The sequence below is a fragment of the Streptomyces sp. NRRL F-6676 genome, from assembly GCF_000725625.1.
Lineage (GTDB): Bacteria > Actinomycetota > Actinomycetes > Streptomycetales > Streptomycetaceae > Streptomyces.
Window position 1 is genome coordinate 1 of record NZ_JOHS01000034.1, and the last position, 18678, is coordinate 18678.

The following is an 18678-nucleotide window of genomic DNA, read 5'->3' on the forward strand; positions in this document are numbered from 1 at the left end:
CCGCACCCCCGCCCCGCCGCCTCACCCCCCGTCCGCGAACCTCTCCCCCCGCTCCGCCTTCCGCACCAGCAGCGCCGGCGGTGCGAACCGCTCCCCGTAGCGCTCCGCCAGCTCCCGCGCCCGCGCGACGAACCCCGGCAGCCCGCCCTCGTACCCGTTGACGTACTGGAGCACGCCTCCCGTCCACCCCGGGAACCCGATCCCGAAGATCGACCCGATGTTCGCGTCGGCGACCGACGTCAGCACCCCCTCCTCCACCAGCCGCACCGTGTCCAACGCCTCCGCGAACAGCATCCGTTCCTGCATGTCACGGAAGGGGATCTCGTGCCCCGGCTTGGTGAAGTGCTCGCGCAGCCCCGGCCACAGGCCGCCCCGCCGCCCGTCCTCGCCGTACTCGTAGAAGCCCGCACCCCCACTGCGCCCGGTCCGCCCGAACTCGTCGACCATGCGGTCGACAACGGCCTCGGCGGGGTGCGCGGTCCAGGTGCCGCCCGCCTCCTCCACCGCCCGCCGCGTCTCGGTGCGGATCTTGCGCGGCAGGGTCAGCGTGAGCTCGTCCATCAGGGAGAGCACCTTCGCCGGGTAACCGGCCTGTGCCGCCGCCTGTTCGACCGACGCCGGCTCGATGCCCTCGCCGACCATCGCCACGCCCTCGTTGAGGAAGTGGCCGATGACCCGCGAGGTGAAGAAGCCGCGCGAGTCGTTGACGACGATCGGCGTCTTGTTGATCTGCCGGACCAGGTCGAACGCGCGGGCCAGCGCCTCGTCGCCGGTCCGCTCGCCCTTGATGATCTCGACGAGCGGCATCTTGTCGACGGGCGAGAAGAAGTGCAGCCCGATGAAGTCGGTCTGGCGTTCGACGCCCTCGGCGAGTGCCGTGATGGGGAGCGTGGAGGTGTTGGAGCAGAGCAGCGCGTCGGGGGCGACGACCTGCTCGATCTCCTGGAACACCTTGTGCTTGAGCGAGGTGTCCTCGAACACCGCCTCGATCACCGCGTCGCAGCCCGCGAGGTCGGCCGCCTCGGCGGTCGGCGTGATGCGGGCGAGCAGGGCGTCGGCCTTCTCCTGGGTGGTGCGGCCGCGCGAGACGGCCTTGGCGCACAGCTTCTCGCTGTACCCCTTGCCCTTGACGGCGGCCTCCAGGGACACGTCCTTGAGCACCACCTCGATGCCCGCGCGGGCGCAGGAGTAGGCGATGCCGGCACCCATCATCCCGGCGCCGAGGACGGCGACCCGCCGCACCTGACGCCTGGCCACGTCCTTGGGCCGGTTGGCGCCGGAGTTGACGGCCTGGAGGTCGAAGAAGAACGCCTGGATCATGTTCTTGGCCGTCTGCCCGGCGGCCAGTTCGACGAAGTAGCGGGCCTCGATGACTTGCGCCGTCTCGAAGTCGACCTGGGAGCCCTCGACGGCGGCGGCCATGATGTTGCGCGGCGCCGGGTAGGGCGCGCCGCCCGTCTGCTTGCGCAGATTGGCCGGGAAGGCGGGCAGGTTGGCCGCGAACTTCGGGTTGGCGGGGGTGCCGCCGGGGATGCGGTACCCCGGCCTGTCCCAGGGCTGGACGGACTCGGGGTGGGCGTCGATGAAGGCGCGGGCCCTGGCGAGCATGTCCTCGGGGCTGTCGGCGACCTCGTCGACGAGGCCGTTCTCCTGGGCGCGGCGCGGGTTGTACTGGGTGCCCTGGAGAAGGACCTTCAGCAGCGCGTCGGCGATGCCGAGCATCCGTACCGTACGGACGATGCCGCCGCCCCCGGGGAGCAGGCCGAGGGTGACCTCGGGGCAGCCGATGCGGGAGCCGGGGGCGTCGAGGGCGACGCGGTGGTGGCAGGCGAGGGCGATCTCGTAACCGCCGCCCAGGGCCGCGCCGCCCAGCGCGGCGACGACCGGCTTGCCGAGGGTCTCGATGCGACGCAGATTCCGCTTGATCGCCATGCCGGCGTCGAAGAGTTCCTGGGCGGTTTCCGGCGTGACGCGGATGAGGTCGCGCAGGTCGCCGCCGGCGAAGAAGGTCTTCTTCGCGGAGGTGACGATGACGCCGCGGACCGTGTCCTTCTCGGCCTCCAGGCGGTCGGTGACCGCGGCGAGGGAGTCGCGGAACGCCTGGTTCATGGTGTTCGCGGACTGGGTGGGGTCGTCGAGGACGAGGGTGACGATCCCGGTGTCGTCCTGTTCCCAGCGGATGGTGGTGGCTTCGGTGGTCATGAGGGGAGCTCCAGAGGATCAGGTGATCAGGTGGTCCGTCGGGAGGGGGTCAGACGCGCTCGACGACGGTGGCGATGCCCATGCCGCCGCCCACGCAGAGGGTGGCGAGCCCGAACCGCTTGTCCTGGCGCTCCAGTTCGTCGACGAGCGTGCCGAGGATCATGGCGCCGGTGGCGCCCAGCGGGTGCCCGAGCGCGATGGCGCCGCCGTTGACGTTGACCTTGTCCAGGGACAGGCCCATGTCCTTGACGAAGCGGAGCACGACGGCCGCGAACGCCTCGTTGATCTCGACGAGGTCGATGTCGTCGATGGTCAGCCCGGCCCGGGCGAGCGCCTTGCGGGTGGCGGGGGCGGGGCCGGTGAGCATGATGGTGGGCTCGGAGCCGGAGACGGCGGCGGAGACGATCCGGGCGCGCGGGGTGAGGCCGTAGCGCTCGCCGATCTCCTTGGAACCGATCGCGACGAGCGCGGAACCGTCCACGATGCCGGAGGAGTTGCCCGCGTGGTGGACGTGGTCGATCTTCTCCACCCAGTGGTACTTCTGGAGCGCGACGGCGTCGAAGCCGCCCAGGTCGCCGATGTCTGCGAAGGACGGCTTCAGCTTGGCGAGGGAGTCGGCGGTGGTGCCGGGGCGCAGGTGTTCGTCGTGGTCGAGGACGGTGAGCCCCGCGCGGTCCTTGACGGGGACGACGGACCGCTCGAAGCGGCCCTCCTTCCAGGCCGTGGCAGCGCGCTCCTGGGACAGGGCCGCGTACTCGTCGACGTCGCGCCGCGAGAACCCCTCGATGGTGGCGATGAGGTCGGCGCCGATGCCCTGGGGGACGAAGTTGGTGGCGAGGTTGGTCATCGGGTCGGCGAACCAGGCGCCGCCGTCGGAGGCCATCGGCACCCGGGACATCGACTCCACGCCGCCCGCGAGGACCAGGTCCTCCCAGCCGGACCGCACCTTGGCGGCGGCCATGTTGACCGCTTCGAGCCCGGAGGCGCAGAAGCGGTTCTCCTGGACGCCGGCCACCGTGTCGGGCAGCCCGGCGGCGATCGCGGCGATCCGGGCGATGTCGGAGCCCTGGTCGCCGACGGGGCCGACGACGCCGAGCACGATGTCGTCGACGGCGGCCGGGTCGAGTTGGGGCGAGCGGGCCCGCAGCTCGTGGATGAGGCCGGTGACGAGGTCGATGGGCTTGGTGCCGTGCAGGGCCCCGTTGGCCTTGCCACGGCCGCGCGGGGTGCGGATCGCGTCGTAGACGTACGCTTCGGTGCTCACGGGCTGACCTTTCGGGAGGCGTGCGGGGGTCGGGGGGCGTCGGTGATGAGGTGCGGCAGGTCCCAGTCCCGGGCGACGGCCGCCGTGTCGGCGCCGGGCCGGGCGGGACCGCTGCGGACGGCCGTGGGGGTCGCGGAGAAGCGGGGCGCGGGGGCCGGCTGGGTGAGGCCGCCGTGGTCGGTGAAGGTACCGCGCGCGGCGAGGTGCGGGTCGGCCGGGGCCTCGCGCAGCGACCGGACGGGCGCCACGCACGCGTCCGAGCCCTCGAACACCTCGGTCCACTCGGCGCGCGTACGGGTGCGGAAGCGGGCGGCGACGGCGGCGCGCAGCTCGGGCCAGCGGGCCGGGTCGTCGCGCGGCGGGAGCGGTTCCCCGGCGCCGAGCAGGGTGGTGAACTCGGCGTAGAACCGTTCCTCCAGGGCGCCCACGGCCATGTGGTGGCCGTCGGAGGTCTCGTAGGTGCCGTAGAACGGGCAGCCGCCGTCGAGGAGGTTGGCGCCGCGCCGGTCCTGCCACGCCCCGGCGGCGAGCATGCCGTGCAGCATCGCGGTGAGGTGGACGGTGCCGTCGACGATGGCGGCGTCCACGACCTGGCCGGTGCCGGTGGCGCGGGCGTGGTGCAGCGCGGCGAGGGCGCCGACGACGAGGTACAGGGCGCCGCCCGCGTAGTCGCCGAGGAGGTTGGCGGGGGCGACGGGCGGGCGGTCGGGGTCGCCGGTGATGCCGAGGGCGCCGGTGCGGGCGAGGTAGGCGAGGTCGTGGCCCGCGCGGTCGGCGAGGGGGCCCTCCTGGCCCCAGCCGGTCATCCGGCCGTAGACCAGGCGGGGGTTGCGGGCGTGGCAGTCGGCGGGGCCGACGCCGAGCCGTTCGGCGACGCCGGGGCGGTAGCCCTCCAGAAGGATGTCGGCGCGTTCGGCCAGGTCCAGGACGCGGGCGGGGCCGTCGGGGGATTTGAGGTCGAGGACGACGGAGCGCTTGTTGCGGTTGGTGAGGTCGAGGGCGGGGTCGATACCGAGGCCGGGGCCGGTGGGGCGGTCCACACGGACGACGTCCGCGCCGAGGTCGGCGAGGAGCATGGCGGCGAAGGGGGCGGGGCCGATGCCGGCGAGCTCGACGACGCGGACGTCCGTGAGGGGGCCGGTGGGGGTGTGCGGTGCGGGTGTCGCCGACGGTGGTGCGGGTGGTGGCGTTGCCTCGGACATCGGGCTCCTGGGGCGAGCAAGCGCTTGGTTATGTGGTTGGGTCCAGGGTAGGTCACGGGGGGCGATTTTTCTCGCCCCCGCCGCCCCTTCCCGTCCCCACCCGGGGCCCGCGCCCCCGGACGCCGCCAGAAGACCGCGCCCACGCGGCGGAGCCGCGAACCGGCACAGCCCCGCGCCCCGGTCACAGGCCCCCCGCCTCAGGAAGTCGCCCTCTTCAGGGCTGCACGGCACAGTGCGTCCGCTCTGCGGGTCGTCTCCGGGAGGCGGTACTCCGGGGTCAGGGCCAGGGTGTGGGCGCAGGCGTTGTCGAGGGTGACCCGGTGGCCTGTCGAGACGAAGACCGGTTTCACGGCGGTCCGGGTGCGCAGGGCGCGGCCGACCTCCTCGGTGCCGTCGGCGAGCAGGGGGCTGGTGCTGCCGCGCGGGGCGGCGGGGGGCTCGTAGGTGAAGGTGAACGGGTTCTTCGCGACGCCGATGACCGGGAGCCCGGTGAGGACGCCCAGGTGGGCGGCGAGGCCGAAGCGGCGCGGGTGGGCGCGGCCGTAGCCGTCGCAGACGACCAGGCCGGGGTCGCACGGCAGCGCCTCCAGCGCGGCCAGGACCGCGGGGAGCTCCCGGAAGGCCAGCAGGCCGGGTATGTACGGGAAGGAGACCTCGCCGACGGCGGTGGCCTCGGTCACCGGCTCCAGCGTGGCCGCGTCGAGCACGACGGCCGCCGCGGCGACGACGTTCCGCGCGTCGTCGTAGGCGACGTCCACGCCCGTCACGTTGCCGGTTCCCGGCGGCGGCCCGGGCTCGTCCAGGATCACCTGGCCGCGCAGGGCGTCCTGGACGGCCAGGGCCTCTTCCTCGGTGGCGGGGGCGGGCGGGCCCGCGGGGATGCGTACGGTCGTCATGGTGGGACGAGGGTACGGCCCCGCCAGGGCCTGTCTCTCGGTTCCCGTCCGCCGGGCGTACGGGAACCGAGAGACAGGCCCTGGCCGCGCTCACTTGCCGAGGGCCCGCTGGAGCTGCGCCTTGTTCATGTCCGAACGGCCGTGCACGTTCTTCTTCTTGGCCTCTTCGTAGAGCTGGTCGTACGTCGGTCCCTGCGACCCCTTGCCGGAGCGCTGGCCGCCGCGCTTGCCGGACGACATGTCCTCGGTCGACGTCCTGCTCTTCTGCTTGGACTCGCCGGACCGGGCGCGCTCCTTGTTCACCGTGCGCGCGGCGATCTCCTTCGCGCGGCCGGTGCTCTCGCCGCGGTCCTCGGCGCTCTTCTTGATGTGCTCGTACTGGCGTTCACGCTTCGGGCTCGACCCGCTGGGCATGGACGGTCACTTCCTTTCGGGACATGTGAGGACCGGGTACCCCTCATCCCCCAGGCAAGCACCGCGTCCGTCGCGCCGCGCGGCCACTACTCCGGGCGGGCGGGAACCGGGAGCCGCCCGCGGGTGTCTTTTCGAAGTGTCACGGTGTCCGGGTGTCGACGTCTCGGTGAATGGACTCGGTGACAGAGGTCACTCGCACCTCATGTGCACGGAACGGCCGGTTCCGGCGTCTTTTTGGACGACGGATTCTGGCCGCCGGGAGTCCGTCCGGCCCATCACAAGGGAGCAAGGCGATGTCCACCGTCATAGAGCAGCCCGTCGAGGCACGCCTGGTCGCCGCCGCGCCGCGGATGTCGAGCATCCCTGCCACGCTCCACTACGACCGCGCGGACCCGTTCGCCGTCCGCATGACCTTCCCGGCGCCGGCGACGCTGGAGGGGGTGGACGTGTGCTGGACGTTCGCGCGGGAGTTGCTGGCGGCGGGGCTGGAGCGGGCGGAGGGGGACGGGGACGTGCGGGTGCGGCCGTACGGGTACGACCGGACGGTGCTGGAGTTTCATGCGCCGGAGGGGACGGCCGTGGTGCATGTGCACTCGCGTGACGTGCGGAGGTTTCTGCGGGCGGCGGGGGAATTGGTGCCGGTGGGGCTGGAGCATCTCCAGATCGACCTGGACCGGGACCTGGCGGAGCTGATGCGGGACGCGTGAGGGTGGGTGGGGGTTCCGGATCGCGCGGTTCCCCGCGCCCCTGGAAGCCCGGGGGCGCCCCCTGCTTTTCAGGGGCGCGGGGAACCGCGCGACAAGCCACGACGTACCCGCACCCGCCGACGAACCGAATTCCCCGAGTTCTCAGGCGCTCCCCACCCTCGTCTCCACCGCCGCCGCCAGGCCCCCGCGGATCTCCCTCGCGACCGGGTCGGCCGTCAGGGCGGACGCGCGGTCGCGGTCGGCCGGGGACGTGACGGAGGGCAGCCCCGCCGTCGCCGCCAGCGCGGCGAGCGCTGCCTCGTCCGGCGATGCCGCCGCTCCCGCGGCCAGCGCGCGGCGGACCGCGGCCTGGAGCGCCGTCGCCTTCGCGACGTCGACCAGCGCGTAATCCACCGTCGGCAGGAAGCCCAGCGCCCGCCGCTTCCCGGGGCGGAGGAGGCCGTCGGCCGCCAGGCCGGCGCGTACCGCGTCGAGGGTGACGGAGGCGTGCGCCGTCACCCATTCCGCCCAGGTGCGCGGGCGGGACTCCTGGACGAGTTCGAGGAAGTCGTCGAGCGCGTCGTCCCCCGTGCTCGCGTCGAGGTCGACCGGGGTGACGATGCCGTCCACGTCGGCCAGCAGCCCGCGCCGCGCCAGTTCCGTGAGAGCGCCGGCCCTCACCAGGTACGGCAGCCGGTCGACGGCGACCGGCTCCCCCGTCGCCGTGTCCCAGGACAGCAGGCAGAGGCGGGCGGGCAGGCTGAGGGAGCCATCGAGCACGTCGGCCTCCTTGCGTTCGGGCGGGCCGTGGGCCGGGGGCCCGGCACACGGATATTCCGTTGACACACCTCGTACCCGTTCCTACGGTGGACACCGGTTCTGTTGCCGTCGATCGGAGAAGGACGTTGCTCGTCTGAGGTCCTGGGACACCGCGCCGCACGCTCACCGGCCGCGCTGAGTCGAGTCGAACTCAGCCCCGCCGCGCCGAGCCGCCCGCGCGTCGTGTGCGACCTCGATCCACGAGCCGTCCCGCCGACGGAGGACCGTCGCTTCTGCCGCCTCCTCCTCGCGGTGTCCCGTACGCGTGTTCGCGATCCACCCCCTCACGCCCCTGCGAGGCCCGTATGCATACCTCTGTCACCTGTACGTCCCTGTCCTTCGCCTGGCCGGACGGCACCCCCGTCCTGGACGGTCTCGACGCCGCGTTCGGCCCCGGCCGCACCGGACTCGTCGGCGTCAACGGCTCGGGGAAGTCGACCCTGCTGAAGCTGCTCGCCGGGGAGCTCACCCCGGCCGACGGCACCGTCCGCGTCACCGGCGAGGTCGGGTACCTGCCGCAGAACGTCACGCTCGACACCTCCCTGCGTGTCGACGAGGCGCTCGGCATCGCCGCCGTGCGCGCCGCGCTGCACGCCATCGAGGCGGGCGACGTGGCCGAGGAACACTTCACGGCCGTCGGCGACGACTGGGACGTCGAGGAGCGCGCGCTCGCGGTCCTCGGCGAGCTGGGCCTCGGCCACATCGGCCTGGACCGCACGCTCGGCGAGGTCTCGGGCGGCGAGTCCGTCCTGCTCCGGCTGGCCGCCCTGCTGCTGCGCCGCCCCGACGTGCTGCTGCTCGACGAGCCCACCAACAACCTCGACCTGCACGCGCGCCGCCGGCTGTACGAGGCGGTGGACGCGTGGTCCGGGCCGGGCGCGCTGGTGGTGGTCAGCCACGACCGCGAACTCCTCGACCGCGTCGACCAGATCGCCGATCTGCGCGCCGGGGAGCTCACCTGGTACGGCGGCAACCTCTCCGCGTACGAGGAAGCCCTCGCCGTCGAACAGGAGGCCGCCACGCGGATGGTGCGCGTCGCCGAGGCGGACCTGCGCAAGCAGAAGCGCGACCTCGTCGACGCGCAGGCGAAGCTGGCCCGCCGCAAGCGGTACGGGCAGAAGATGTACGACAGCAAGCGCGAACCGAAGATCGTCATGGGGGCGCGCAAGCGGGCCGCGCAGGAGTCGGCGGGCAAGCACCGCATCCTGCACGAGGAGCGGCTGGCCGCGGCCCGGGAGCGGCTCGACGAGGCCGCCGACGCCGTCCGGGACGACGACGAGATCCGCGTCGAGCTGCCGTACACGGCCGTGCCGCCGGGCCGGACCGTGCTCACCCTGCGCGATCTGGAGGTGTCGTACGGGGGTCTGCTGGAGGGCGGGCTCGATCTGCACGGGCCCGAGCGGGTCGCGCTGATCGGGCGCAACGGCGCGGGCAAGACCACCCTGCTGCGTACGGTCGCGGGCGAGCTGCCGCCGGTGCGGGGCGAGGCGACGGCCCATGTGCCCGTGCGGTTCCTGCCGCAGCGGCTCGACGTGCTCGACGACGGGCTGACCGTGGCACAGAACGTGGCCCGGTTCGCGCCCGGCGCCACCGACAACCGGATCCGGGCGCGGCTGGCCCACTTCCTGTTCCGGGGCGCCCGGGCCGACCGGGCGGCGGGGACCCTGTCCGGCGGGGAGCGATTCCGGGCGGCCCTGGCCGCGCTGATGCTCGCCGAGCCCGCGCCCCAGCTGCTGCTGCTCGACGAGCCGACCAACAACCTCGACATGGCGAGCGTGCGGCAGCTGACCTCCGCGCTGGAGTCGTACGAGGGCGCGCTGATGATCGCCTCCCACGACCTGCCGTTCCTTCGGTCCGTCGGCATCACCCGCTGGCTGCTCCTGGACGGGGGCGAGCTGCGCGAGACGTCGGCCGAGGAGGTGGCGGCGGACTGACCGGCGCCTGCCGCCGGGGGGACGGGGCGCCCCCCGGCGTGGAGCCGGTGCCGGTGCCGGTGGACATCGGGGAGTTCGAGAAACTGAAGGGCAGCGCAACCTGTCCCCCCGTGCGGATGCGGGAACCGTACGCCTGATCAGCGGCCTTTACAGCGCGCTTAACCTACGGCTGCGTAACCTACGGTCTCGTAGCCTACGACGCCGTAGGTTACGGTGCCGTAGGTCCCATTGGCGCCGCCACAGGCGTCGCAGGCCGTGCGGGCCCACCGCTCGGGACCGCCGTACACACGCACCACCCGTCCGTCCCCGTTCGTCCCCCTGGAGTGCCCCGTGACCGTTACTTCCCCCCTTCTCGGCAGCCCGTCCGCCTGGACCGACGCGCGGCTGCTGTACGCGCTGGAGGAAGTGGTCGAGCAGGAGCTGAACCGGCATCTGAAGGTCGCCAAGGACTGGATGCCGCACGAGTACGTGCCGTGGGGCGACGCGCGCAACTTCCCCGGCTTCTTCGAGGACGGCGAGGCCTGGGAGAAGGACCAGTCCAAGGTCACCGAGATCGGCCGGACCGCCCTCGTGGTCAATCTGCTGACGGAGGACAACCTCCCCAGCTACCACCACGAGATCGCCACCCTGTTCGGCCGCGACGGCGCCTGGGGCACCTGGGTGCACCGCTGGACGGCGGAGGAGGGCCGGCACGGCATCGTCATGCGCGACTACCTGCTCGCCTCGCGCGCGGTCGACCCGGACAAGCTGGAGCGGTTCCGGATGGCGCACATGAGCGAGGGCTTCGAGTCGGACAACGCCCACTCGATGCTCCACTCGATCGCGTACGTCGCCTTCCAGGAGCTGGCCACGCGCATCTCGCACCGCAACACCGGGCACCAGTCGGGCGACCCCGTGTGCGACCGGATGCTGGCGCGGATCGCCACGGACGAGAACCTGCACATGGTCTTCTACCGCAACCTGCTCAAGGCCGCGTTCGAACTCGCGCCCGACCTGACGATGCAGGCGGTGCGGGACGTGGTCGTCGACTTCCGCATGCCGGGCCACAGCATTCCCGGCTTCGAGCGGGCGGCGGCGCAGATGGCCATAGGCGAGGTCTACAACCTGCGCATCCACCACGACGACGTGCTCCAGCCGGTGCTGCGCCACCTGAAGGTGATGCAGCTCGACGGTCTGGGGCCGGAGGGGCTGAAGGCCCAGGAGGAACTGGGCCTGTTCATGGGCGGGCTGGACGCGGAGGCGTCGAAGTTCGACGAGAAGCTGGCGGCGCGGAAGGCGCGGTTGGCGGCGCGGGCGGCCGGCTGACACCACACGCACGGCCGGTCGGCCCCGCGCCCCGCCGGGGGCGCCGGGCTGTACCGGCCCGCGGCTCTCCCGCCCCGGGGCGCGGTGGGTGCTTGCGCCCCGGGGCGGCGGCTCGCGCTCACAGGCCCAGGATCGTGGCCAGCAGTTCGTTGCGGCTGTGCGTACCCGTCTTCGCGAAGACGCTCTTCAGGTGGTCCTGCACGGTCGCCGCCGTGATGTGCAGTTCCCCGGCGATGGCCCGCGACGGCAGGCCCGCGACCACCCTCGTCAGCACGTCGCGTTCGCGCGGCGTCAGCCCGTACGCGAGCAGCAGCACCTCTGCCACCTCCGCGGCCGGTGCCGGGTGCAGCGTCACGGCGACGGCCGCCGGGTGCGGACCGCCGCTCAGCGGTGAGGCCTGGACCGACAGCCACCGGCCCGACCGGCCACGGATCCGCCCGTACGCCGGCAGCGCCGCGCCCCTCCCCCGCGCGGCGACCTCGAGCACCGCGATCGGCAGCTCCGCGCCCGACGAGGCGTCCGCGACCGGCCCCAGCTCGTCCCGCCAGAGCTTCGCCGCCGGGTTCTCCGAGAGCGGCCGCAGATCCTGGTCGAGCAGGAGCACCCCCGCCTCGGCCGGACCGGGGGCGGCGTCGCCGGGTGCCCGGTGGACGGCCCGGCGCAGGGCCGCGCCGACCGGGGCGGACAGCCGCCGCAGCACGGCGACGGCGGCCGGGGCGAAGTCCGGCCGCCCGCCACCGCGGAACAGGGCGAGGGCGCCCCAGCACCGGCCGTCCACCACGAAGCCGGCCCGCAGCTCGTACCGGGCGTCGATCAGCGGCAGCACCGCCCGGTACCGGTGACTGGACTCCGGGTCGCCGCCGGTGGCCGCGCCGAGCGTGCCCGCGGAGGTGGCGGAACGGGCGAGCTGCGCGAACTTCAGTACGTCGTCCACGAGGTACTCGTTGTGCGCGGCGGCCGCGGCCGCCTCCCGCGTGAGACCGGCGCTCACGTCGTCGGTGATCAGCAGCGTCTCCGGGTCGACCGTGCCGAAACAGTAGGAGTCGGCCGGGACGAGCCGGGTCAGCCGGCCGGCGATCCGACGCCGCAGCTCCCGGGAGCCGAGGTCGAGGCGGCAGATCGCCTCTATGTCGCGCACGGTCTCGCGCTGGGCAACCGGGGAGTTCACCGGGCCGAATCTATCCCAGGAACGGGGGAGGGCCGCGCGCTCCCCCGGCGCCTACCGTCGGTCCGGCGCACCGAGGCGATCGGTGCCGGAACACGCAGTCAACAGGAGGTGCCCGGCATGTCCCCGTCCCTGCTCACCGTCGGACTGGATCCCGCGCTGGTGGACGACGCGCCCTCGTCGCGGGCGGCTTTCCCGGAGATCGACGCCGAAGCGGTCCGGGCCGGGGTGGCCGCCGGCCGGGCCCGGCTGGAGGAACTCGGCTTCACCGTCGACGTCTGCCTGCTCGACTACGGGCGTACGGCGGAAGCGGTCTACCGGGCCGCGCTGGCCGGGAAGGCGTACGACGTCGTCATGGTCGGCGCCGGGGTACGGCTGGATCCGGTGCTGACGCCGCTGTTCGAGATGCTGGTCAACACGACGCACGAACTGGTGCCGGACGCGAGGCTCTGCTTCAACGTGAGTCCGACGACGACCGTCGAGGCGGTGCTGCGGTGGTGGCCCGCGCGGGGGCCGCTCGCGTGAGCGGTGCCTTGATGCGAGTCGTCGTGCCCGGGGTTCAGCCCTCGTCCGCGCGTACCAGGCGCAGGCGTTCCTTCTCGGAGAGGCCGCCCCAGACGCCGAAGCGTTCGTCGTGGCGGAGGGCGTATTCGAGGCAGACGGAGCGGATCTCGCACATGCCGCAGATGCGTTTGGCGTCGCGGAGGGAGCTGCCGGGCTCGGGGAAGAAGAAGTCCGCGCCCGTCTGGGCGCAGAGGGCGCGCTGCTGCCAGGCGAGGTCGGCGGTGGTGAGAGGTTCCGAGTGCATGGGGTGATGCTTCCGGGGCGTGCAAAACGTTCGATCAACGGCGCATCAACGGGGGTGGGTGCGGCGTTTCTCCTCGCCCCCGTCGCCCCTGCCCTTCCCCTCGTGCAGGCCCGTCGTGGCTGGTCGCACGCCCGAACGGACCCCACCCGCCCGAGCTCTTCCGGGTCCAAGGGGCTCCGCCCCTTGCTGCCGTGGGTAGCGCCGGCGCCCGCGCGCGCCCAGCGGTGGGGTGGCAGACTCTGGCGTGAGGACCACGGGACCTTGCGGAGGAGCCGGACATGCTCAGTACGCGTTACGTCAGCGGCACACCCAACTGGCTCGACGTCGGCGCCCCCGACATCGACGCCGCCGCCTCCTTCTACGCCGCCCTCTTCGGCTGGCACTTCACCCCCGCCGGCCCGGGCGCCGGCGGCTACGGCTTCTTCCGGCTCACCGAGCAGACCGTCGCCGGCGGCATGCCCATCACCCCCGAGCAGGGCCCGCCGTCCTGGAACGTGTACTTCCAGGTCCCGGACGCCGGCGCCACCGCGAAGACCGTCGAGCAGGCGGGCGGCCGCGTCCTGGTGCCGCCGATGGACGTGATGGGCGAGGGCACGATGGCGGTCTTCGCCGACCGCGCCGGCGCCACGTTCGGCGTCTGGCAGCCGGGCCGTATCAAGGGACTGGACGTCGCGGGCGACCTCGGCGCCCTGTGCTGGGTCGAGCTGCACACCGCGGACGTCCCCGCGTCGGCCGCGTTCTACCACAAGGTCTTCGGCTGGGAGGTCGAGGGCGTGCCCTGGCCCGGCGGCGGCACGTACACCACCGTCAACCCGGCGGACGGCGGCCCGGACACCATGTTCGGCGGCCTGGTCGCGACGGCCGACGACCCCGCCGGGGCGGAGGACGGGGCGGACGCGCACTGGCTGCCGTACTTCTCCGTCGCGGACACGGACGCCGTGGCGACGAGGGCCGGGGACGAGGGCGGCGGCGTCCACCTCCCGCCGACGGACGTACCCGACGTGGGCCGGATCGCCCGCCTCACCGATCCCTACGGCGCACGGTTCGCGGTGCTCAAGCCCGCGCCGCGCCAGGGCTGACGGGCCGTCCGCGCCGCACGCTTCACGCGGAGGCGCGCCGCACCAGCGTGGTGGGCAGCACCATCCCGACGGGCGCGCCGGCCGCCTCGCCGCCGGGTCCCGCCGCGCCGCCGTCGCGGTCCAGCGTGCGCAGCAGCAGGCGGGCCATCAGCCGCCCCATCTCCTCGATGTCCTGACGGACGGTGGTGAGCGGCGGGTCGGTCTGCTCGGCGACCGGCAGCATGTCGTCGAAGCCGACGACGGCGACGTCGTCCGGCACCCGCCGCCCCGTCTCCCGCAGCACCCGCAGGGCCCCCGCCGCGGTCAGGTCGTTGGCGGCGAACACGGCGTCCACGTCGGGCCGTCGCGCCAGCAGCTCCCGCATCGCCCGCGCCCCGCCGGCGGGCGTGAAGTCGCCCTCCGCCACGAGCCCGGGGTCGCCGTCGCCCATGACGTCCCGGAACCCCTCCAGCCGGTCCACGCCGGAGGTCTGGTCGAGGGCCCCGGCGATGTGCGCGACGCGCGTACGGCCGAGGCCGACGAGGTGGCGTACGGCCTCGCGGGCGCCGCCCCGGTTGTCGCTGTCGACGTAGACCGCCTCGCCCGTGCCGTCGCCGCCGTCGCCCCAGTCGGGCCGCCCGCCGAACACGGTGGGCACGCCGGCCCGGCGCACCAGGCTCGGCAGTGGGTCGTCGAGGTGCAGGGAGAAGACGAGCGCCCCGTCGACATGCCCGCCGGCGAGGTAGCGGCCGACGCGGGCGTGGTCCTCGCGGCCCTCGGTGAGCAGCAGCACGAGCTGGGAGTCGTGGGCGGTGAGTTCCTTGCTGATGCCGCGCAGCTGGACGGCGAAGAAGGGGTCGGCGAAGACCCGGGCCTCGGGTTCGGCGATGACGACGGCGACGGCGTCGTGTCGCTTGGTGACGAGGCTGCGGGCGGCCTGGTTGGGCACGTAGCCGAGTTCGTCGACGGCCCGGCGCACCCGCTCGGCGAGGCGTTCGCGCACGCCGTCGCCGCCGTTGACGACCCGGGAGACGGTGGCCCGGGAGACACCGGCCCGGGCGGCCACCGCCTCCAGCGTGGGCCGCGGCGCGGTCTCGGTCACTCGGCACTCCTCCTCGGCGGGCTGCCGCCAGGATAGCTCCGCCGCTCACCCGTTCCCGGCCGCGCTCCGATGACCACCGCTCACCCGTCCCCGGCCGCGTTCCGACGGCCACCGCGCGGGTGCGCCGGGGCGTCCTTGCGGGCGCGGCTGGGCTGTACGCGCTTGGGCTCGCCCGGCATCTTGGGGTACTCGGGCGGGTACGGCAGATCGCCGAGGCCGTGCTCGTGCTCGTCGCGGCGAGCGAGGTCGAGGAGGGCGTCCAGGGAGTAGGCGTGGTCGTCCATGTCCGCGTGGACGTCGCCGAGTTCGGCGAAGCGGCGGGGCATGGTCTCCAGGTCGAAGTCGCGGGGGCGGGCGTCGGGGACCTCGTCCCAGCGCAGCGGGGCGGAGACGGGGGCGTGCGGTCGTGGCCGTACCGAGTAGGCGGAGGCGATGGTGCGGTCGCGAGCGGTCTGGTTGTAGTCGACGAAGATCTTCTCGCCCCGCTCCTCCTTCCACCACGCGGTGGTCACCTGCTCCGGCATCCGGCGCTCGACCTCGCGGGCGACGGCGATGGCGGCGCGGCGGACCTGGGTGAAGGTCCAGCGCGGCTCGATCGGCACGAAGACGTGCAGTCCCCGGCCGCCGGAGGTCTTGGGCCAGCCGCGCAGTCCGCCGAACTCCTCCAGTACGGCGCGGAGTTCGTGGGCGGCGCGGACGGCCTCGGGGTAGCCGGTGCCGGGCTGCGGGTCGAGGTCGATGCGGAGTTCGTCGGGGCGGTCGACGTCGGCGCGCCGCACCGGCCAGGGGTGGAAGGTGAGGGTGCCGTACTGGGCGGCCCACAGGACGGCGGCCTCCTCGGTGGGGCACATCTCGTCGGCGCTGCGGCCGCTGGGGAAGGTGATGTGGGCGGTGGGGATCCAGTCGGGCATGCTCTTGGGCGCGCGCTTCTGGAAGAACCACTCGCCGCCGACGCCGTCCGGGTACCGCTCCAGGGTGGTGGGGCGGTCGCGCAGGGCGCGCAGGATGCCGGGGGCGACGGCCTGGTAGTAGCGCGCGACGTCCAGCTTGGTGAAGCCGCGCTCCGGGAAGAACACCTTGTCCGGACTGGACAGCCGTACGGTCCGCCCCGCCACCCGCAGTTCCACCGCTTCGCCCATGCGAGCCACGGTAGGCGTACGCCACATACCTCGCACACCGGGCGAAGGCGGGCGGACGGCCGCAGAATCGGGCCATGGACCTGCCGGTGATGCCTCCCGTTCTGCCGATGCTCGCCAAGTCCGTGGCGCGGATCCCGCCGGACATGAGTTACGAGGCGAAGTGGGACGGATTCCGGGCGATCGTCTTCCGTGACGGCGCCGAGGTGGAGCTGGGCAGCCGCAACGGCAAGCCGCTGACCAGGTACTTCCCCGAACTGGTGGACGCGCTGCGGGAGCGGCTGCCGGAGCGGTGCGTGATGGACGGGGAGATCGTGGTCGCCCGGGAGGGGCGGCTGGACTTCGACGCGCTGAGCGAGCGCATCCATCCGGCGGCCTCGCGGGTGCGGACGCTCGCCGAGCGGACGCCGACGTCGTTCGTCGCCTTCGACCTGCTGGCGCTGGACGACGAAGCGCTGCTGTCCGCCCCGCTCACGGACCGGCGCGCGCTGCTGGAGCGGGCGCTCGCGGGTGTCTCCGCGCCGGTGCACCTGGCGCCCGCGACGCGCGACCGGGCGGAGGCGGAGCGGTGGTTCGAACAGTTCGAGGGGGCGGGCCTCGACGGGGTGGTGGCGAAGCCGCTGACGTTGCGGTACCGGCCGGACGAGCGGGCCATGTTCAAGATCAAGCATGAGCGGACGGCGGATGTGGTGGTGGCCGGGTACCGCCTCCACAAGAGCGGCCCGGTCGTCGGCTCGCTGCTGCTCGGGCTGTACGACGAGCAGGGGATGCTCCAGCACGTGGGGGTGTGCGCGGCGTTCACGATGAAGCGGCGGGCAGAGCTGGTGGAGGAGCTGGAGCCGCTGCGGATGGAGGACGTGGCGGGGCATCCGTGGGCGGCGTGGGGGGACGAGGCGGCGCATGCGGCGGCGCGGTTGCCGGGGGCGCCGAGCCGGTGGTCGGGGAAGAAGGACCTGTCGTGGGTGCCGGTGCGGCCGGAGCGGGTGGCCGAGGTCGCGTACGACCACATGGAGAACGGGGTGCGGTTTCGCCATACGGCGCGGTTTCGGCGGTGGCGGGTGGACCGGGACGCGGCGAGCTGCACGTTCGGGCAACTGGAGGAGCCGGTGCGGTACGACCTGGCGGAGGTGCTGGGGGGCGCCACCTAAGGGTTCTCGCCCCCGCCGCCCCTGCCCGTCCCGTCCTCCAGGGGCTCCGCCCCTTCGACCCCGGAGAGCTCGGGGGGCGGGGGTTGTGGGGCGGGTGCGGGTGGGTGGGGGTTGCTCGCGCAGTTCCCCGCGCCCCTTCAGGGGCGCGGGGTCTTAGGGGCGCGGGGAACTGCGCGAGCAGCCGTCTCGCACCCGCACCCGCCGAACCACAGAAGCCCCCGAGCTGTTGGGCGCCCCGCGAAGACCCCTACGGCTTCATCAGGACCTTGATCGCGCCCTCCTGCTTCTTCTGGAACATGTCGTACGCGTGGGGCGCGTCCGAGAGGGGGACGTGGTGCGTCGCGAACGTGTCGACGCCCAGCGGGTCCGCCTCCGTGAGGAGGGGGATGATGTCGTCGCTCCAGCGGCGCACGTTCGCCTGGCCCATGCGCAGCTGGATCTGCTTGTCGAACATGGTGAGCAGCGGCAGCGGGTCCGCCTGCCCCCCGTACACCCCGGACAGCGAGATCGTGCCGCCCCGCCGCACGAGGTCGATCGCGGTGTACAGCGCGGCGAGCCGGTCGACGCTGAACCGTTCCGCGATCTTCGAACCGATCGCCCGCGGCAGCACGCCCGCCGCGGTCTGCGCGAGCTTCGCGGTCCCGCTGCCGTGCGCCTCCGTGCCGACCGCGTCGATGACGGCGTCCGGGCCGCGCCCGGCGGTCTTGTCGCGGATCGCCTCGACGAGCTCCTTCTCGCTGTCGAAGTCGCGCAGGTCGAACGTCTCCACGCCGCGCTCGCGCATCCGCCGCAGCCGCTCGGGCACGAGGTCGACCCCGAACACCCGCTCGGCACCCTGGTGCAGGGCGATCCGGCAGGCCATGTCCCCGATCGGCCCGAGGCCGAGCACGGCGACGGTGCCGCCGGGCGGGACGGCCGCGTACTGGACCGCCTGCCAGGCGGTGGGCAGTACGTCGGAGAGGTAGACGAAGCGGTCGTCCGGCGGTCCCTCGGGCACCTTCATCGGCCCGAACTGCGCCTGCGGCACCCGCAGATACTCGGCCTGGGCGCCCGGCACGGCGCCGTAGAGCCGGGTGTAGCCGAACAGCGCGGCGCCCATGCCCTCGCCGGACACCTGGGTGGTCTCGCACTGTGTGTAGAGCCCCGTGCCGCACATCCAGCAGTGCCCGCAGGCGATCTGGAACGGTACGACCACGCGGTCACCCGGCCGCAGGTTCGTCACCTCGGCCCCGACCTCCTCGACGACGCCCATGGGCTCGTGGCCCAGGATGTCGCCCGGGGTCATGAACGGCGTCAGCACCTCGTACAGGTGCAGGTCGGAGCCGCACAGGCCGCTGGAGGTGATGCGGATGACCGCGTCCGTGGGCTGCTCGATGCGCGGGTCGGGCACGTCCTCCACGCGCACGTCCCGTTTGCCCTGCCACGTCACTGCCTTCATCGGCTCGTGCCCCTTCGTTCAGGTCCGCTGGGTAGGGACCGACGGGTACCCGGGGCGCCGTACGCGAACCCGCCCCGTTGCCCGGAACGGCCCCGTCCGGG

17 protein-coding genes are annotated in these 18678 nt (G+C 73.5%); 6 read left to right on the forward strand and 11 right to left on the reverse strand.

Annotation, left to right across the window (positions count from 1 at the left end):
* Positions 1-21 precede the first annotated feature (21 nt).
* The 5 genes from IO29_RS20745 to IO29_RS20765 all read right to left on the reverse strand — a co-directional run bounded on the left by IO29_RS20745 (position 22) and on the right by IO29_RS20765 (position 5978).
* Complete coding sequence (locus tag IO29_RS20745) at positions 22-2202, reverse strand: 3-hydroxyacyl-CoA dehydrogenase NAD-binding domain-containing protein (protein WP_030378673.1); 2181 nt, start codon at positions 2200-2202, stop codon at positions 22-24.
* 49 nt (positions 2203-2251) lie between these two features.
* Positions 2252-3466: an acetyl-CoA C-acetyltransferase gene (locus tag IO29_RS20750; protein ID WP_030378674.1), complete on the reverse strand. Its 1215-nt coding sequence runs from the start codon at positions 3464-3466 to the stop codon at positions 2252-2254.
* Positions 3463-4668 carry a CaiB/BaiF CoA transferase family protein gene (locus IO29_RS20755; RefSeq protein WP_033224506.1) on the reverse strand — a complete coding sequence of 402 codons (1206 nt, stop codon included), beginning with the start codon at positions 4666-4668 and terminating at the stop codon, positions 3463-3465. Before IO29_RS20755 ends, IO29_RS20750 begins: the two co-directional genes overlap by 4 nt.
* A gap of 197 nt (positions 4669-4865) precedes the next feature.
* Positions 4866-5564 (reverse strand): endonuclease V, encoded by a 699-nt coding sequence (locus tag IO29_RS20760; protein ID WP_030378676.1) that lies wholly within the window; start codon positions 5562-5564, stop codon positions 4866-4868.
* 90 nt (positions 5565-5654) lie between these two features.
* Positions 5655-5978, reverse strand: a complete 324-nt coding sequence (locus IO29_RS20765; protein WP_030378677.1) for a hypothetical protein — start codon at positions 5976-5978, stop codon at positions 5655-5657.
* Positions 5979-6271: 293 nt separating this feature from the next.
* Between IO29_RS20765 and IO29_RS20770 the strand changes: the two genes are divergently transcribed.
* Complete coding sequence (locus IO29_RS20770; protein WP_030378678.1) at positions 6272-6685, forward strand: spore wall synthesis regulator SsgD; 414 nt, start codon at positions 6272-6274, stop codon at positions 6683-6685.
* Between the two features lie 141 nt (positions 6686-6826).
* On the opposite strand, the gene IO29_RS20775 is transcribed toward IO29_RS20770, so the two are convergent.
* A complete protein-coding gene (locus IO29_RS20775) occupies positions 6827-7444 on the reverse strand; it encodes a GOLPH3/VPS74 family protein (protein WP_030378679.1) in 618 nt (205 codons plus the stop codon).
* Between the two features lie 344 nt (positions 7445-7788).
* Between IO29_RS20775 and IO29_RS20780 the strand changes: the two genes are divergently transcribed.
* Both IO29_RS20780 and IO29_RS20785 read left to right on the forward strand, forming a co-directional pair.
* The gene (locus tag IO29_RS20780; protein WP_030378680.1) at positions 7789-9417 is read left to right on the forward strand and encodes an ABC-F family ATP-binding cassette domain-containing protein; all 1629 of its coding nucleotides are present in this window, start codon (positions 7789-7791) and stop codon (positions 9415-9417) included.
* A 330-nt stretch (positions 9418-9747) separates the two neighbouring features.
* Positions 9748-10722: an acyl-ACP desaturase gene (locus IO29_RS20785; RefSeq protein ID WP_030378681.1), complete on the forward strand. Its 975-nt coding sequence runs from the start codon at positions 9748-9750 to the stop codon at positions 10720-10722.
* Positions 10723-10840: 118 nt separating this feature from the next.
* On the opposite strand, the gene IO29_RS20790 is transcribed toward IO29_RS20785, so the two are convergent.
* Positions 10841-11890 carry a helix-turn-helix transcriptional regulator gene (locus IO29_RS20790; protein ID WP_051707199.1) on the reverse strand — a complete coding sequence of 350 codons (1050 nt, stop codon included), beginning with the start codon at positions 11888-11890 and terminating at the stop codon, positions 10841-10843.
* A gap of 117 nt (positions 11891-12007) precedes the next feature.
* On the opposite strand from IO29_RS20790, the gene IO29_RS20795 reads away from it, so the two are divergent.
* Positions 12008-12412 carry a hypothetical protein gene (locus tag IO29_RS20795; protein ID WP_030378683.1) on the forward strand — a complete coding sequence of 135 codons (405 nt, stop codon included), beginning with the start codon at positions 12008-12010 and terminating at the stop codon, positions 12410-12412.
* A gap of 34 nt (positions 12413-12446) precedes the next feature.
* Here IO29_RS20795 and IO29_RS20800 read toward each other — a convergent pair whose 3' ends face one another.
* The gene (locus tag IO29_RS20800) at positions 12447-12695 is read right to left on the reverse strand and encodes a WhiB family transcriptional regulator (RefSeq protein WP_030378684.1); all 249 of its coding nucleotides are present in this window, start codon (positions 12693-12695) and stop codon (positions 12447-12449) included.
* 278 nt (positions 12696-12973) lie between these two features.
* On the opposite strand from IO29_RS20800, the gene IO29_RS20805 reads away from it, so the two are divergent.
* Complete coding sequence (locus IO29_RS20805; protein ID WP_030378685.1) at positions 12974-13774, forward strand: VOC family protein; 801 nt, start codon at positions 12974-12976, stop codon at positions 13772-13774.
* A gap of 22 nt (positions 13775-13796) precedes the next feature.
* On the opposite strand, the gene IO29_RS20810 is transcribed toward IO29_RS20805, so the two are convergent.
* Positions 13797-14855 carry a LacI family DNA-binding transcriptional regulator gene (locus IO29_RS20810; protein WP_030378686.1) on the reverse strand — a complete coding sequence of 353 codons (1059 nt, stop codon included), beginning with the start codon at positions 14853-14855 and terminating at the stop codon, positions 13797-13799.
* 80 nt (positions 14856-14935) lie between these two features.
* Positions 14936-15994: a non-homologous end-joining DNA ligase gene (gene ligD, locus IO29_RS20815; RefSeq protein WP_030378687.1), complete on the reverse strand. Its 1059-nt coding sequence runs from the start codon at positions 15992-15994 to the stop codon at positions 14936-14938.
* Between the two features lie 74 nt (positions 15995-16068).
* Here ligD and IO29_RS20820 point away from each other — a divergent pair, with 74 nt between their 5' ends.
* Positions 16069-17139, forward strand: coding sequence for an ATP-dependent DNA ligase (locus IO29_RS20820; protein ID WP_030378688.1), 1071 nt, complete (start codon positions 16069-16071; stop codon positions 17137-17139).
* Between the two features lie 247 nt (positions 17140-17386).
* Here the strand turns inward: IO29_RS20820 and IO29_RS20825 are convergent, their stop codons facing one another.
* On the reverse strand, positions 17387-18577 hold the full coding sequence (locus tag IO29_RS20825) for a zinc-dependent alcohol dehydrogenase (protein WP_030378689.1): 1191 nt from the start codon (positions 18575-18577) through the stop codon (positions 17387-17389).
* Between the last annotated feature and the right edge of the window lie 101 nt (positions 18578-18678).